At 69.9% G+C, this 15039-nt stretch carries 15 protein-coding genes; 10 read left to right on the forward strand and 5 right to left on the reverse strand.

What is annotated here, in order from left to right:
* Nucleotides 1-39: 39 nt before the first annotated feature.
* Nucleotides 40-324 (forward strand): hypothetical protein, encoded by a 285-nt coding sequence (locus MKK82_RS17595; protein ID WP_238287326.1) that lies wholly within the window; start codon nt 40-42, stop codon nt 322-324.
* A gap of 48 nt (nt 325-372) precedes the next feature.
* Nucleotides 373-1689: a flavin monoamine oxidase family protein gene (locus MKK82_RS17600; protein WP_243986354.1), complete on the forward strand. Its 1317-nt coding sequence runs from the start codon at nt 373-375 to the stop codon at nt 1687-1689.
* A gap of 18 nt (nt 1690-1707) precedes the next feature.
* Here the strand turns inward: MKK82_RS17600 and MKK82_RS17605 are convergent, their stop codons facing one another.
* Genes MKK82_RS17605 through egtB form a run of 3 tightly spaced genes read right to left on the reverse strand, consistent with a single transcriptional unit; the run spans nt 1708 to nt 5073 of the window.
* Nucleotides 1708-2763 (reverse strand): adenylate/guanylate cyclase domain-containing protein, encoded by a 1056-nt coding sequence (locus MKK82_RS17605; RefSeq protein ID WP_238287330.1) that lies wholly within the window; start codon nt 2761-2763, stop codon nt 1708-1710.
* A 46-nt stretch (nt 2764-2809) separates the two neighbouring features.
* On the reverse strand, nt 2810-3784 hold the full coding sequence (gene egtD / locus MKK82_RS17610; RefSeq protein ID WP_238287332.1) for an L-histidine N(alpha)-methyltransferase: 975 nt from the start codon (nt 3782-3784) through the stop codon (nt 2810-2812).
* A gap of 20 nt (nt 3785-3804) precedes the next feature.
* Complete coding sequence (gene egtB, locus MKK82_RS17615) at nt 3805-5073, reverse strand: ergothioneine biosynthesis protein EgtB (protein ID WP_238287333.1); 1269 nt, start codon at nt 5071-5073, stop codon at nt 3805-3807.
* Between the two features lie 263 nt (nt 5074-5336).
* Here egtB and murI point away from each other — a divergent pair, with 263 nt between their 5' ends.
* A complete protein-coding gene (gene murI, locus MKK82_RS17620) occupies nt 5337-6212 on the forward strand; it encodes a glutamate racemase (protein WP_238287335.1) in 876 nt (291 codons plus the stop codon).
* Between the two features lie 250 nt (nt 6213-6462).
* Nucleotides 6463-7008, forward strand: coding sequence for a histidine kinase (locus MKK82_RS17625; RefSeq protein ID WP_243986356.1), 546 nt, complete (start codon nt 6463-6465; stop codon nt 7006-7008).
* Nucleotides 7009-7038: 30 nt separating this feature from the next.
* On the opposite strand, the gene MKK82_RS17630 is transcribed toward MKK82_RS17625, so the two are convergent.
* Nucleotides 7039-7218: a hypothetical protein gene (locus MKK82_RS17630; protein WP_238287339.1), complete on the reverse strand. Its 180-nt coding sequence runs from the start codon at nt 7216-7218 to the stop codon at nt 7039-7041.
* 597 nt (nt 7219-7815) lie between these two features.
* On the opposite strand from MKK82_RS17630, the gene MKK82_RS17635 reads away from it, so the two are divergent.
* The 3 genes from MKK82_RS17635 to MKK82_RS17645 all read left to right on the forward strand — a co-directional run bounded on the left by MKK82_RS17635 (nt 7816) and on the right by MKK82_RS17645 (nt 9803).
* The gene (locus tag MKK82_RS17635) at nt 7816-8028 is read left to right on the forward strand and encodes a hypothetical protein (protein ID WP_238287340.1); all 213 of its coding nucleotides are present in this window, start codon (nt 7816-7818) and stop codon (nt 8026-8028) included.
* A 130-nt stretch (nt 8029-8158) separates the two neighbouring features.
* Entirely contained in the window at nt 8159-8800 is a 642-nt protein-coding gene (locus MKK82_RS17640; protein WP_238287341.1) for a DUF47 domain-containing protein, read from the forward strand.
* Between the two features lie 16 nt (nt 8801-8816).
* The gene (locus MKK82_RS17645; RefSeq protein WP_238287342.1) at nt 8817-9803 is read left to right on the forward strand and encodes an inorganic phosphate transporter; all 987 of its coding nucleotides are present in this window, start codon (nt 8817-8819) and stop codon (nt 9801-9803) included.
* 728 nt (nt 9804-10531) lie between these two features.
* Here MKK82_RS17645 and MKK82_RS17650 read toward each other — a convergent pair.
* Nucleotides 10532-11257 carry a GntR family transcriptional regulator gene (locus tag MKK82_RS17650; RefSeq protein ID WP_243986358.1) on the reverse strand — a complete coding sequence of 242 codons (726 nt, stop codon included), beginning with the start codon at nt 11255-11257 and terminating at the stop codon, nt 10532-10534.
* Between the two features lie 153 nt (nt 11258-11410).
* On the opposite strand from MKK82_RS17650, the gene MKK82_RS17655 reads away from it, so the two are divergent.
* From MKK82_RS17655 to MKK82_RS17665, 3 genes are all read left to right on the forward strand, one after another.
* Nucleotides 11411-12709, forward strand: a complete 1299-nt coding sequence (locus MKK82_RS17655; RefSeq protein ID WP_243986359.1) for an MFS transporter — start codon at nt 11411-11413, stop codon at nt 12707-12709.
* Nucleotides 12710-12753: 44 nt separating this feature from the next.
* Nucleotides 12754-13833 (forward strand): tartrate dehydrogenase, encoded by a 1080-nt coding sequence (locus MKK82_RS17660; protein ID WP_238287345.1) that lies wholly within the window; start codon nt 12754-12756, stop codon nt 13831-13833.
* Between the two features lie 243 nt (nt 13834-14076).
* Nucleotides 14077-15036, forward strand: coding sequence for an amidohydrolase family protein (locus MKK82_RS17665; protein WP_238287346.1), 960 nt, complete (start codon nt 14077-14079; stop codon nt 15034-15036).
* Nucleotides 15037-15039 lie beyond the last annotated feature (3 nt).

A 15039-nucleotide genomic window follows, 5' to 3' on the forward strand; every position in this document is an offset into this window, starting at 1 on the left:
CCGCCGCGACGCGTGCGCGCCGCGGCGAGGAGGCGCCCGATGACTGACAACCTGCACGAGGGACCCCTCCCCCCCGTCGCGCAGCCGGCGCCTCCGAAGAAGCTGACCCGGCGGGAGGAGCGTCGCCTTCGCCGGCGGCGCCGTCGTCGCGGCGAGGAGGTTCTCGCCTGGGTGCTCGTGCCCCTGATCTGCTTCGGCATCTATTGGGGCGTGAACGCCGGCTTCGGCTTCTTCGGCACGTCGCCGGGCCAGGTCTGGGACCAGCTGATGCAGGTCAAGGCCATGATGGAGAAGCGCTCGAGCAATCCCGGCGCGCGCGGCTAGCGCGTCGCCCCGTTCGGCGGCTCCGGGACGATCCCGATCGGAGGCGCCGTGAGATCCACCCGATTTCGACCGACCCGACGCTCGGTCCTCACATCCGCGTTTCTGGCCGCACCGGCGCTGCGCGCGTCGGCCCGTGGCTGCCCCGTGGTGATCGTCGGCGCCGGATCGGCCGGCCTGGCCGCGGCGGCCTCCCTGCGGACGGCTGGACGGAGCTTCACCCTCGTGGAAGCGCGGGACCGCATCGGTGGCCGCGCCTTCACCGAGCGGGCCCTCGGGCCGGATTGTCCCTTCGATGCGGGTGCCGAGTACATCCACTGGGCCGAGCGCAATCCCTGGGCTCCAATCGCCCGGCAGGCTGGCGCCCGCTTCGCCCGGGAGGACGGCTGGGCGCGCACCCTCACGATCGACGGCCGGCCCGCCTCGGATGCCGAGAAGGCCCGGCGTCGCTCGGGCTTCTCGGGCCTCGACGCATTGTTGGAACCCAAAGGGGCGGGCGATCCGTCGCTGGCCGAGGCGGCGCGCGTCGGCGGGCCGGACGCCGAGCAGGCGGCCGCGGGCTTGAGCCGGCTGTCGCTGGGCGAGGATCCCGATCGCGTTTCCGCAATCGATTATGCGCGCCTCTGGTCCGGTAGCGACCTGTGGGTCGACGGGTACGGAGACCTCGTCGCGCGGCACTTCGCCGATCTGCCGGTGAGCCTCGGCTGCCCGGTTCGGGCGATCGACTGGTCCGGACGGGACGTGCGGGTGGAGACCGCGCGTGGGGCTCTGACGGCCGCGGCCGTCATCGTCACGGTTCCGGTGGGGGTCCTGAGGGCGGGGGGGATCCGGTTCACGCCCGCCCTGCCCGACGCGGCGCTGGGCGCGCTCGATGGGCTGCGCATGGGCGCCTACACCAAGATCGGTCTGCGCCTCGACCCGGCGAAGGTCGATGCGGCGGCGCTCGGCGACGCGGTCTCACTCGCGACCGGCGGCCCGACTCTCTATTTCGAGATGAGTCCGTTCGGGCGGTCCCTGGCGGTGGCCAATCTCGGCGGCGATCTCGCCCGCGATCTCTGCCGGGCGGGCGAGCCGGCCGCCGTCGCGCTGGCCACGGAACGTCTCGGTGCGCTCCTGGGCGCGCGGGCGCGGGGCGCGGTGCTGGCCGGACGCCTCGCGGGCTGGTGGACGGATCCCCATGCCCGGGGATCCTATTCCATCGTGACGCCAGGCCACGCCGACGCCCGGGACCGCCTGCGCGAACCCGTCGGGGGGCGGGTGTTCTTCGCCGGCGAGGCCCTGGCCGGCGGCGGGGCCATGACGGTGGGGGGCGCGACCCTCGACGGCGAGCGCGCTGCCCGCGACGTGCTCAAGGCCCTCGGCACCTGAACCGCGCAGCAGGCGGGCTCAGCCCGATATCGCCCCGGAGAGTGCCGGCGCTCCGGCGGTCGGACCGCATCGGATCGCGGCCACGGCCAGGGGCTCCGCGCGCCCGCGCAGGGCGTGGGCACCGAGATCCTCGCGGGTGAATTCCGTGGGCAGCGGTCCGAGCCTCGCGAGCAGGTCGGCCGAGACGAGAACCCGGACATCAAGGCTCTTCGAGAGGGATTCGAGCCGTGCGGTCGTGTTCACGACGTCGCCGAAATACGCGATCTTGTGCCGTTCCAGGCCGATCTCCGCGGTGACGACCGGACCGCAATGGAGCGCCGCGCGGAATTCGGGCACCTGCCCGAAGCGGCTCCGCCAGGTGTCGGCGTCGGCGGCGAGGCGCTCCGCGAAATCGAAGACGCAGCGCAGGCATGCGGCGTCGCGCAGGCCCCGCTCCATCGTCCATGTGACCAGGGCCAGGTCGCCGATGTAGTCGTCGATGGAGCCGCGTGAGCGCGACACCGGCAAGGCCAGGGCGTTGAAGACCTGTCCGAGATAGGCCTGCGCGGCGTGGTCCCCGTGACGGTCGGCGAAGCGGGTCGAGCCGGCGACGTCGAGGAACAGGAAGATGCGCTCCTCGCGGATCGGCCGGTGGTACCGGCCGATCAGCAGGTTGGCGAACACGCCCGGTCCGATCAGGTCGCGGACACGAAAGACGAAGACCGCGAGGGCCGAGATGCAGAGGGCGTAGAGGAGGCCCGTGTCGGTCATCAGCATCGCGTTCCGCTCGCTGTACATGAACCGGAACAGGCGGTTCAGTACGGTGCTGGCGACCGCGTTCCCCGCGACGATCATCGCGATGTAGAGCGCCACCGTGGCGAGCAGGAAGAGCGGCGTCGCGAGCCCGCGGATCCGCTCGCGCAGGGCTGGCACCAGCAGGCGGCGCTCGTAGAGCATGATCGGGGTGCCGATGATGGCCCCGCGGATCGCCGAACCCGTCAGCGGTCCGACCTCGAAGAGGGCGCCGTAGAGCAGGCCCGCCAGGGCGCCGAGCACAGGCGCGACGCCGTAGAACCAGGGCCACCTGAAGCGCATCGGCGCGTCCTCCGCGGTCTGCGGCCGTCGCTTCCGTCGACGGCCGTCAGTCCAGGCGCAGGGCGTGGACGGAGAAGAGGGCCTCCGGATCGGTCCACACGGTCAGCCACGTCCAGCCGGCCCGTTCCGCGAGCGCACGGAACGTCGCGGCCGTGTATTTGTAGCTGCTCTCGGTGTGGATCGTTTCGCCTGCCGCGAAGGTGAAGGTGTCGGATCCGATAAGTACGGCCTGTTCCTCGCGCGCGACGAGATGCATTTCGATCCGCGACGCTTGCGAGTTGAACACCGCCCGGTGGGCGAAGGCGGCGGGGTCGAAACGTCCCGCGAGTTCCCGGTTGATCCGGCTCAGGAGATTGAGGTTGAACGCCGCGGTCACGCCGGCATCGTCGTCGTAGGCGGTCTCCAGGGTCGCGGGATCCTTCACGAGGTCGACGCCCACGATCATGTGGGCCCCCTGCCCCAGGATCCGTCCGAAGCGGCGCAGCAGGTCCTCGGCCTCCGCCGGCTCGAAGTTGCCGATGGTCGAGCCGGGGAAGAACCCGGCCCGCGGCAAGCCGTCGAGGCTCCCGGGCAGATCGAAGTCACGGGTGAAATCGGCTACCACCGGCTCGACGCGCAGGCTCGGGAAGTCGCCGCTCAGCGCCTCGGCCTGCGCGCGCAGGAACTCGCCCGAGACGTCGACCGGCACGTAGGCGGCGAGCGTGTCGAGATGCTCAAGGAGCCGGCGCAGCTTCACGGTCGAGCCGCTGCCGAACTCCACCAGCGCCGCCTGCGTCGGCAGCAGCGCCGCGATCTCGGGTCCGCTTCGGTCGAGGATGCCGATCTCGGTGCGGGTCGGATAATATTCCGGAAGCCGGGTGATCTCTTCGAACAGGGCTGAGCCGGCGGCGTCGTAGAAGTATTTCGGTGACAGCGCCTTCTGCGGCCGGGACAGGCCGTCTCGGACATCGGCCAGGAAGGCGAGCTCAGCCGTCTCCAGCGGAAAGGGGGTCGCGTCGGGGAATGTGGGCTTGATGGTCAAGGCGGCCTCCGGGGGGGGCGTCAGGCGGCGTCGGCGAGACGCAGGCCCGTGAACTGCCAGCGCTGATGTGGGTAGAAGAAGTTGCGGTACGGGATCCGGGCGTGACCGACGGGCGTGGCGGCCGACGAGCCGCGCAGCACGAACTGGTTGGCCATGAACTTGCCGTTGTACTCGCCCAGCGCACCGGGGAGCGGCCGGTAGCCGGGATAGGCGAGGTAGGCGCTGCGGGTCCATTGCCAGACGAGGCCGAAGGCGTCCGGCAGCTCGCCGTTCCGGGCCGCGACCTCCCACTCGAACTCCGTCGGCAGGAACCGGCCTGCCCAGCGGGCGTAGGCGTCAGCCTCGTAGTAGCTCACGTGGGTCACGGGGGCGTCGAGATCCACCGGACGCACGCCGCCGAACGTCATGGTGGCCCAGCCGTCCCCGTCCCGGCGCCAGTAGCCGGGGGCCTCCCAGCCTTCGCCGGGCCCGGCATACCACCCGTCGGAGAGCCACAGCTCGGCCTTGGCGTAGCCGCCGTCCTCCATGAAGGCGAGCCACTGACGGTTGGTGATGAGCGCCTTGTCGATCCTGCCCGCGGGGATCAGCGCCTCGTGCCGGGGCGATTCGTTGTCGAACGAGAACCCGTCGTCGTCATGCCCGATCCACGCCACGCTGCGGTCGAGGCGGATCTGGCCGGAGGGCGCAGAAGCGGCGGGGAATTGCCAATCCGGATCGTAGGCCGGGCCGAGCGGGTTCTGCGCGAACGCATGCAGGATATCGGTGAGAAGAAGCTCCTGGTGCTGCTGCTCGTGGTAGAGCCCGATCTCCAAGATCGGCAGCACCGCCTCCAATCCGCTTTCGGACGCCTGATCGAGCAGGGCTTCCACCGCCCGGTCGACATGCGCCCGGTAGGCCGTGACTTCCGCCATCGTGGGTCGCGTGATCAGGCCGCGCTGGATACGCGGCTGCCGGGGACCGGCGGCCACGTAGTACGAGTTGAAGAGATAGTGCAGCCGCTCGTCGTAGATCGCGTAGCCGGGCAGATGCTCGCGCAGCAGAAACTGCTCGAAGAACCACGTCACGTGCGCCCGGTGCCACTTGGTCGGGCTGGCATCGGCCATCGACTGGACCTGCTGATCCTCCGCGGAGAGCGGCGCGGCGCGGCGCTCGGTCTCGCCGCGGACGTGGCGGAAGGCGGCGATCCAGGCGTCGCGGTCGATCGGACGGGCTGTGACGGGCGGCGGCGGGAAGGCCGGCGCCATCTGCTCGCGCGCCTCGTCCGGGCGCAGTGCGGCCGTCGCTGCCATGACGATTGTCCCTTTTTGCCGGCTGAGCCCAGAACCATTTCCTTGTCCCGGGTTCGCGCGCAGAAGATATGCCCCCATCGTGCTGAAACAACCTCTGCAGCAAGGTCCGTCCTCCGACGGGCTCGGCGTGCAGTTCGCCCCGACAGCGCCGCGGTTAACGGGAACGGTTGGGGATCGCGGGTCTTTCTGTCGCCGCAGTGAGGCAGCCTTAACCCTCACGGCCGAGATTTTGGGTTGCTCGTTGAGGAGTCCGGGGTTCTCTCATGCGGATCGATCTGATGGCCGGGGCCAGCTTGTCCGCCGCGGCGCTGCGTGCCTCCGCCGAGCCGACCATCCTGGTGTTCGATTCCGGGCTCGGCGGCCTCACCGTCCTCGACGCCGTCCGCCGCGCCCGGCCCGACGCCCGCTACGTCTATGTCGGCGACGACGCGGCCTTCCCGTATGGCCGCCTCGGCGAGGCCGCCCTCGTCGCCCGCGTGCTCACCGTGATGGAGCGGCTCGTCGCGACGCACCGGCCCGACCTCGTGGTCATCGCCTGCAACACCGCGTCGACCCTGGTCCTTCCGGCCCTGCGCCAACGCTTCACCACACCCTTCGTCGGCGTGGTGCCTCCCATCAAGCCGGCGGCTGCGGCGACGCGCTCGCGCCTCGTCTCGTTGCTGGCCACGCCCGGGACCGTGGCGCGTTCCTACACCCACGACCTCATCGCGACCTATGCCGGCGCCTGCGCGGTGACCCTGGTCGGCTCACAGAACCTCGCCGGGTTCGCCGAGGCCGAATTGGCCGGCGCCCCCGTGGACGATGCGGCGCTCGCGGCCGAAATCGCGCCCTGCTTCGTGACCGACCCGGATGGCCGGCGCACCGATGTGATCTGCCTCGCCTGCACGCACTACCCGCTGCTGCTGCCGCGCCTCGAGGCCCTCGCGCCCTGGCCGGTGATCTGGATCGATCCGGCGCCCGCCATCGCCCGGCGCGTCGTGCAGCTGATCGGCGCGCTGCCGCGCGATGCGGATCGGCACGGCTTCGCGCTCGGCGCCTTCACGGCCGGAACCTGCCTCACCACCCCGTTGCGGGATGCCCTCGCGGCCCGCGGGATCAACGAGGTCGCCATCGAGGCGGTGCCGCTGCCCCTTCAATAGCCGCCCGGCCGGGTTCGACCGATCGGTTCGGCCCTGCAATCTTTCGAGGCGGGCGGATGCGGTCTTTGATGGCCCGAAGTCAATAAAACGCGAATCTGCGAAAGGCCGATGGCGCTAAAAAGCTTCAGTGCTGGCGGCTGTGCTGATCTGCGGCGCGTCGTCGCCGGTTCTGACCTGCGGCGACGGTGAGGCACCGATTTCCTGCGGCGACCCGAGCCCGAACGGTTCAGCCTCCTGAAGGCTCGGTCGCGTGGACCGAACCCACACGGCCGACAAGGCGCAGGCACTGCGAGCTGTCACCGACGGTGCGCGGGGATACCGGAAAGCCGGCGCGTATATGTTCTGCGTCGGGCCCGATGGCGTCATGAGCACGCGTTCCAACCCCGTCCTCAGGGGGCGCGATCCGCATGACCGGACCGGCAACCACTCCGTCCGGACGATGATGGACGCCGCGGGACCCGGCCGGATCTCGGTGATCCGCTCCCTGTTCCCTACGCTCGGCAGCACGGTCGAGGAGCCCAAGACGACGTATTGCACCTGCACCGGCGATCAGACCTGCGGAGTCGGCGCGTACGGCACCGACATCGTCGCGCCCGCGATCGCGAGCCCGGACGGGTGGATCGCCCTCCTTCGCCAGAGGCTCGACGCGAAAATTCCGCGTGGCGCCCATGCGGACTGGATCGCTTTCCTGGATGCGCGCAACGCGCAAGGTGACGAAAAGGCGTTGGCGATCGCTCGGGCGTGTCGCGACCTGCAATTCACCGCGACCGCTCTGGGGCAGGTCGAGGCCGGATAGACGGGGCCGCCTGAGCCGTCACCCCTGACCTCACGGAGCGCCGGGCTTACCCGTCATCGAGATCGCCGCGACCCGCTCGCCCGAAGCGTCAGCCTCATTGGGCACCACCAAGTGGACGAAGAGCATCCCGGCGGCGACGATCAGTGCGAGCGCAACGATGCGCCACAATTCCAGAATCGGTTCCTGAGGCGTCTTCGTCTCGCTCTGCATCACGTCTCCTGCCTGCCTCCGCGAACCCGGATGGGACACCGGGAGGATGAACGCTTCGTAAAAACCGCCTCGACGCTCCGGCCTTGGTCATCCCGCTACCGAAGCGCGATCATCGGCGCGGAGCAGCCCGCGGAGCACCGGGGTCGGGTTGCCCGGGAACATCTTGCGAAAACTATGATCCGACGCGCGGTGCCCTCCCCCGCGACGATGGCCGCGCGTTCGGGATGGAGGGGGTCCCGCGTCCCGCAACGACCACCGGGAAACCGATGGCTGACCCTAAAGGTGAACCGGATCGCCTCCCCCGTGCCGCGGGCCGGAGATGGCCGATGCCGGATCCGGCGCGCGGTGCGTCATCGCACAGACGCGTCGCGGGAAGCGCCCGGCCGGAAGGCTCCGCACGTGCCATGCTGTCAGCCGCCCGGATCGCCCGGTCCGCGCGCGGACTCTGACCGGTCCAGCGTCCTCAAGACCGGGTTTCCACAGCTGAGTCGACTACGATATTGTAGATCGCGCCGACAAAAGGCGCGTGTCCAGATTCGGCCGCAATTGCAGACGGTTTTCGACCCAGTCGCGCCGATCGCTGGTCTGGGGTGTCCGATGTTCGAGAGCTGGTTCGTGGGTCCGGTGCTCGTCGCGCTGATCAGTACGGCGATCGGGGTCGCGATCGGCGCCAGCCGGCCAGCGCCCGTCCACCGGAGGGAGGCCGCGGAGGCTCGCCTCTTCGACCAGCGTCGGGTCTTCGGACGCAAGCGGGGCTGGCGTCGTGCGACCCGCGCCGCCCGGGGCCTCGGCCTGTTGCCGCTCCGGTGAGCCGCAGATCCGCCGCGACGACCCGATATCGCCGGAGCGTCGTGGATCGGTCCGGCCGCTTGCGCAGTTGTGCCTCCCGGTAGCCGTTCGGCTCGACCGGCACGACGATCCTCTGGACCCGGAACACGACATGCTGGCTTGGTTCCGCGCCCTGATGCCGAAGGAGGACCGCTTCTTCGGCCTCTTCGAGCGTCATGCCGCCACCCTGGTCGACGGTGCGATCGCGCTTCGGGCGCTCCTCGACGGCACACAGGATGTCCCGGCGGCCTGCGCGGCGATCGCGGCCCATGAGGACAAGGCCGACGCGATCACCCGGGACGCGCTGCTGGCGGTCCGCCGCACCTTCATCACGCCGTTCGACCGCGGCGACATCCAGGCCCTGGTCGGCTCCCTCGACGACGCCATCGACCAGATGCTCAAGACCGCCAAGGCCGTCCAACTCTTCGAGGTGACGGCGTTCGAGCCCGCGATGCGCGAGATGGGCGCGGTCATCCAAGAGGCCGCCCAGGTCACCGCCGAGGCGATGCCGAAGCTGCGCGCGCTCGGCGAGAACGCGACCGCGCTGAACGCGCTGACCGAGCGCGTCATCGAACTGGAAGGCCGCGCGGACGACCTGCACAATGCCGGGCGGAAGGCGCTGTTCAAGGCGTCGGGCCGGGATCCCATGGCGTTTTTGGTCGGATCTGAACTGTACGATCATCTGGAGAAAGTCATGGACCGTTTCGAGGACGTGGCGAACCAGATCAGCAGCATCGTGGTCGAACACGTCTGAGCCGCGGGCCGCACGCGTGACCCTCCTCATCGTCCTCATCGCCCTGGCCCTGCTCTTCGACTTCCTGAACGGGTTGCACGATGCCGCGAATTCCATCGCCACCATCGTGTCGACCCGGGTACTGGCGCCCCGCTACGCGGTATTCTGGGCCGCGTTCTTCAATTTCGTGGCCTTCCTGGTGTTCGGCCTGCACGTCGCCGGCACGGTCGGTTCCGGCATCATCGATGTCGGCGCGGTGGACGACCGCGTCATCATGGGGGCGCTCGGCGGCGCCATCTCGTGGAACCTGATCACGTGGTACGCTGGCATCCCGTCATCGAGTTCGCACGCCCTCATCGGTGGCCTGCTGGGCGCCGGGATCGCTAAGGCCGGAACGGGCGTGATCGTCTGGCACGGCGTCGTCGCCACCAGCGCTGCGATCGTCCTGTCGCCCGCCCTCGGCTTCGCCCTGGGTCTGATGCTGATGCTGGCGGTCTCGTGGATCTTCGTCCGCTCGACCCCGCACGCCGTCGATCGGCTGTTCCGGGGCATGCAGTTCGTCTCAGCGTCGCTCTACTCCCTCGGGCACGGCGGTAACGACGCCCAGAAGACCATGGGCATCATCGCCGCGCTCCTCTACGCCCACGGCGAGAGCGGGAGCTTCCATGTTCCACTCTGGGTCGTGCTCTCGTGCCAGACCGCCATGGCGCTCGGCACCCTGCTGGGCGGGTGGCGCATCGTCCACACGATGGGATCGAAGATCACGCGGCTTTCGCCGATGCAGGGCTTCTGCGCGGAGACCGGCGGTGCCGTGACGCTGTTCGCCGCGACAGCCTTCGGGATCCCGGTCTCGACCACCCACACCATCACGGGGGCGATCGTGGGCGTCGGTGCGGCCCGCCGGGTCTCGGCGGTCCGCTGGAACGTCGCGCAGGGCATCGTGGTCGCCTGGGTGATCACGATGCCGGCCGCCGCCCTCGTCGCCGCCCTGACCTACGTGGCTTCGGGTTTCGTCCTGCCGTGAAGCGGCCGGGCGACGCCCGCAGGACGGGAAACCGGATCCAGATCAGGCCGAGTTCGGCGACCAGCGGCGGTCATAGGGGCCGGTGAGGAAGCCGGCCGGGCAGGACACGCCCGGACCTAGCTATAACCCCGCGGCCCGCCCGTGCGACCGCCTGCGCGACGACCGCCAGGCGCGTAGGGGCCGCGGCTGCCATCGACCCGGATGATCTGCGCATCGCCCGGTCCGGTGGACACCGCATCCTTCACCGGCGGCAGGGCCGAGGCCGTGCCCAGGAAGGCGACCACGAGCCGGCTAGGCGCGCGGCCGAGAACGTGGCCGGAGCGGAAACCTGCATCATCGATCTGTTCCCTCGGCGCGAGTCGCGGGAACACCGGCCGGCCCCTGCCCTCGTCGCGCCGGCACGGCGGTCTTGCCGACGGTCGTGCCGGCGCGACGCGTGAGCGAAGCTTCGCCCGGGCCTTCTCCGCGGATGTTACCGGGGTGCACCGGTGTGTCACGCTTGGTCGCGCGGCCGCGTCGACGCTCAGGCCAGGACCGGGACGGTCAGGGCGAGCCGTGCCCGACCGCGGGCGTTCGCCTCCGCCACCACGGTGTCGCCCTGCCTATCGCTGTGCGGACGAAGGGACCGGCGGTTCACGGCATGGACGGTTCGGCCGCGGGTCCAGGTGGGGAGCCGTTGGCGCGCCAGCACACCGCGGGGGCGACACGGACGCCGCTATCCCCGATGGCTACAGGTGCTTGAGGCCGTAGCTGTTCAGGAGAGGCAGCAACTCGTCGCGCGCCCGGATGCGGTGCTGGCGCGCGGCGTCGAGGGCTTCGACGGGGTCTGCCGCCCGGATCGCCCGGGCGATGCGACGATGCTCGGCGATCGAGGCGTCCAACGCCCGGCGCAGGTTGAGGGTTAGCATGCGCGCCCGATGCGATTGATCGTTGATGGCCTGCACGATCCGGCTCATCCGACCGTTCCGCGCGTGCTCGATCAGGGCCGCGTGGAACGCTCCGTCCGCCTGTCCCCAGGCCGGAAGGTCGCCGCCTGCATGCGCGTCGGCCATCGCGTCCGTGTGGGCGTCGAGCGCCTGCGCGGCGGCCAGGCGCTCGGGCTCGGGAAGCGCCGCGACCAGTTCGGCGGCGCGACCGTCCATCGCGATGACGACGTCGTAGATCTCACGCATGTCGTCCGGCGCCAGGGCCAGGATCAGGATACCCTTGCGCGGCAGGACGCGCACGAGACCGTCCTCCTGCAGCCGGATCGCAGCTTCGTGCACCGGTGTCCGGCTCATGCCCAGCCGCAGGGCGATCTCCTGCTCGGAGGCCTGGTACCCGGGAGCGAAGCTGGCGTTACGGATCGCGGCGCGCATCGCCGCGTAGGCATCGTCGACCAGCGAGGTGCGCTTCTCGCCTGCGTCGGCGCCAGTCCGTGCGTCCGGATCCTTGCTGGGCTGTGCCCGCGTCATCGACCGTCTCCCCCGACGCCGCAGCCCTATCACCGTCGGACGCCGCCGCGGAACATTGATTGACAGCTCGCCACGGCGGATTTAGCGATATTCAAGCTTGCATGGAAGATGGCGCGCAAGTCTGAACGGCGCGCCCGCCAACGGGAGGATACGATGGACGGCTCGCTCGAGCAGGCCACCATGCGCCGCGTCGCATGGCGCCTGATCCCCTTCATCTGCCTCCTCTACTTCATCGCTTTCATCGACCGCGTGAACATCGGCTTCGCGGCCCTGACGATGAACAAGGATCTCGGATTCTCGGCCACGGTCTTCGGTTTCGGGGCCGGCGTGTTCTTCTTCGGATACTTCCTGTTCGAGATTCCCTCGAACATCATCCTCGACAAGGTCGGCGCGCGGCTCTGGATCGCCCGCGTGATGGTCACGTGGGGCTTCCTGTCGGGGGCCTTCGCCTGCATCCAGGGAGAGACGAGCTTCTACGTCCTGCGCTTCCTGCTCGGTGCCGCCGAGGCCGGATTCTTCCCCGGCATCATCCTCTACCTGAGCTACTGGTTTCCGGCCCGCTACCGCGCCGCGGTGGTCTCGCTCTTCATGACCGCCGCGCCGATCTCGGTCCTGCTGGGCTCGCCCCTGTCGAGCCTGCTCTTGGAGATGGAGGGGCTCCTGGGCCTCCACGGCTGGCAGTGGATGTTCCTCATCGAAGCCGTGCCGGCCGTCATCCTCGGCATCGCGGTGCTGTTCTACCTCACCGACCTGCCCGAGAAGGCGACGTGGCTCGCCGACGACCAGCGAGCTTGGCTCGTCGCCGAGATGGAGGCCGAGCGGGCCGGCAAGCAGGCCAGTGCCCGGCACAACATCCTGAGCGGGCTCGCCGATCCGCGGGTGCTCGCCCTCGCGCTCATCTATTTCGGCACCTCGGCCGGGCTCTACACGCTGGGCATCTGGGCACCGCAGATCATCAAGGGCCTCGGCCTGTCGACGATGACGGTGGGCCTGCTCAACGCCGTGCCTCCCACCGTGGCGGTGGTGGCGATGGTCCTGTGGGCGCGGCACTCCGACCGGACGGGCGAGCGGACGTGGCACGTGGTCATCGCCTGCCTCGCCGCCGCCCTCGGCCTGATGCTGGCCGGAGGGGCCACCTCGGTGATCGCGGTCGTCGCCGCGCTCAGCCTCGTCAATGTCGGCATCAGCGCCGCGAAGCCCCCGCTCTGGGCGATGCCGACCATGTTCCTGTCCGGCTCGGCGGCGGCGGTGGGCATCGCGACCATCAACGCCATCGGCAATCTCGGCGGCTTCGTCGGCCCTTGGGCGATCGGCTGGATCAAGGACCGGACCGGCAGCTTCACGGGCGGCCTGATGTTCGTCGCCGGTCTGCTCGTCCTGTCGGCGGTCGTCACCCTGGTGGTCGCCCGCGCCGGACGCCGCGCCGCGCCCGCGCCCGCCGTCCTGCGCTGAACCAAGTCCACGTTGGCCCCCTTTCGTTCGCAAGGAAACCTGACATGACGAAAACCTACACCATCGCGGCCATCCCGGCGGACGGGATCGGCGTCGAGGTCATCGCGGCCGGCATCGAAGTGCTCGACGTGCTGGCCGAGAAGACCGGCTCGTTCGCGTTCAAGTTCGATCACTTTGACTGGGGGTCCGACTACTACAAGAAGCACGGCGTCATGATGCCGGCCGACGGCCGCGAGCAGATCCGGAACCACGACGCGATCTTCTTCGGCGCGGTCGGCGCGCCGGACGTGCCCGACCACATCACGCTGTGGGGCCTCCGGCTGGCGATCTGTCAGCCCTTCGATCAATACGCCAACGTCCGCCCGACTCGGATCCTGCCGGGCATCACCAGCCCCTTGCGCAACGTCTCGGGACCGGAGCTCGACTGGGTGATCGTGCGCGAGAACTCGGAGGGCGAGTATGCCGGCGTCGGCGGCCGGGTCCACCAGGGTCACGCCAACGAGGTCGCCACCGACGTGTCGATGATGACCCGCTCGGGCGTCGACCGGATCATCCGCTACGCGTTCGAGCTCGCCCGGTCCCGGCCGCGCAAGCACCTGACGGTCGTGACCAAGTCGAACGCCCAGCGCCACGCCATGGTGATGTGGGACGAGATCGCCGCCGAGGTCGCCGAAGACTTCCCCGACGTGACCTGGGACAAGATGCTGGTCGACGCCATGACCATGCGCATGGTGACGAAGCCCGAGACCCTCGACACCATCGTGGCGACCAACCTGCACGCCGACATCCTGTCGGATCTCGCGGCCGCGCTGGCCGGCTCGCTCGGCATCGCGCCGACCGCCAACATCAATCCGGAGCGCACCTTCCCGTCGATGTTCGAGCCGATCCACGGCTCGGCCTTCGACATCACGGGGAAGGGCATCGCCAACCCGGTCGCGACCTTCTGGACCGCCTGCCAGATGCTGGAGCACCTCGGTGAGCCGGCCGCGGCGGCCCGGCTGATGCGCGCGGTCGAGCGCGTGACCGCCGATCCGAACCTGCACACCCCCGATCTCGGCGGCAAGGCGACGACCCGCCAAGTGACCGACGCGGTCATCGCGGCGATTCGCGGCGACAACGCCTGAGGCGGTCGGGCCGGAGGATGCCGTCGACGCGGGCATCCTCGCCCTCGTCGCGGGATCGGCGCGGCGTCGGACCGGGGGCCGGACGCGGAACGGCGCCGGTGCCGAGACCCGTTCCCCTGACGCTTGCGCGCGGTCGTATCTTGTATTCGGTTCCGCTCGTTTCACCCCGTGCGGCCGGCCACTAGGCTGTCTGAAGCCGCGGCCGCCGCACGCATGGCTGGCCCAGAGCACCGGGAGGACGCCATGATCAAATCGGACCTCAGCCGCCGTCGCGTGCTCGGAAGTGCGGCCGCTGCGGCGGTGGGCGTCTCCCTCGGCCTGGATGACCGACCGGTATCTGCCCAGCACGCCGTCCGCTATTCCGCCGGCAGTGCTGCGCCGACATTCCGGGTTCCGCCGAACACCGCCGATTGCCACTTCCACATCTACGACAACCGATTCCCGCCGGCCGCGGGGGGGCTTCCGGCGCCCGACGCGTCGCCGGACGACTACCGCGCCCTGCAGGCCCGGCTCGGCACCACGCGCGGCGTCGTCGTGCAGCCCTCGCTCTACGGGACCGACAATCGACCGACCCTCGAAGGCATAGCCGCCCTCGGTCCGAACTTCCGCGGCATCGCCGTGGTGAACACGTCCGTCAGCGACGCCGAGCTGAAGCGGCTGCACGATCTCGGCATCCGCGGGATCCGTTTCAACCTCGCGCAGGCCGGCGCCACGACCCTCGACATGCTGGAGCCCCTGTCGCGACGGGTCGATGCCCTCGGCTGGCACTGCCAGATCAACATGCCGGGCGACAAGATCGCGGCGGCGGCCGATGCGTTCCTCAAGATCCGCGGCACGCTGGTCTTCGACCATCTGGCCCACTGCCCGCAACCGGCGGGCATCGAGAGCGACACGTTCAAGCTGATGCGCCGGCTCCTCGACCAGGGAAACACCTGGGTCAAGCTGACCGGGCTCTACGCCGATACCAAGATCGGCCCGCCGGGCTACGCCGACACCGTCGCCGTTGCGCGCGCCTTCGCGGCCGCAGCACCGTCCCGCTGTGTCTGGGGGACCGACTGGCCGCACCCGACCGAGAGCCAGTCCAACAAGCCCGACGACGCCGTGCTGCTCGATCTGTTGCCGGCGATCGTGCCGGACGAGGCCACCCGCACCCGCATCCTGGTCGACAACCCGGCCGAACTCTACGGCTTCCCGAAATCCTGATCC

This window comes from Methylobacterium sp. E-046, from assembly GCF_022829625.1.
GTDB lineage: Bacteria > Pseudomonadota > Alphaproteobacteria > Rhizobiales > Beijerinckiaceae > Methylobacterium > Methylobacterium longum.

Coding starts and splice junctions, on each gene's coding strand:
- MKK82_RS17630 (WP_238287339.1), bottom strand. CDS start 7,218: ATGCAGAGCGAGACGAAGACGCCTCAGGAACCGATTCTGGAATTGTGG.
- MKK82_RS17635 (WP_238287340.1), top strand. CDS start 7,816: ATGTTCGAGAGCTGGTTCGTGGGTCCGGTGCTCGTCGCGCTGATCAGT.
- MKK82_RS17655 (WP_243986359.1), top strand. CDS start 11,411: ATGGACGGCTCGCTCGAGCAGGCCACCATGCGCCGCGTCGCATGGCGC.
- MKK82_RS17605 (WP_238287330.1), bottom strand. CDS start 2,763: ATGCGCTTCAGGTGGCCCTGGTTCTACGGCGTCGCGCCTGTGCTCGGC.
- MKK82_RS17665 (WP_238287346.1), top strand. CDS start 14,077: ATGATCAAATCGGACCTCAGCCGCCGTCGCGTGCTCGGAAGTGCGGCC.
- MKK82_RS17650 (WP_243986358.1), bottom strand. CDS start 11,257: ATGACGCGGGCACAGCCCAGCAAGGATCCGGACGCACGGACTGGCGCC.
- MKK82_RS17660 (WP_238287345.1), top strand. CDS start 12,754: ATGACGAAAACCTACACCATCGCGGCCATCCCGGCGGACGGGATCGGC.
- MKK82_RS17640 (WP_238287341.1), top strand. CDS start 8,159: ATGCTGGCTTGGTTCCGCGCCCTGATGCCGAAGGAGGACCGCTTCTTC.
- murI (WP_238287335.1), top strand. CDS start 5,337: ATGCGGATCGATCTGATGGCCGGGGCCAGCTTGTCCGCCGCGGCGCTG.
- egtB (WP_238287333.1), bottom strand. CDS start 5,073: ATGGCAGCGACGGCCGCACTGCGCCCGGACGAGGCGCGCGAGCAGATG.
- MKK82_RS17595 (WP_238287326.1), top strand. CDS start 40: ATGACTGACAACCTGCACGAGGGACCCCTCCCCCCCGTCGCGCAGCCG.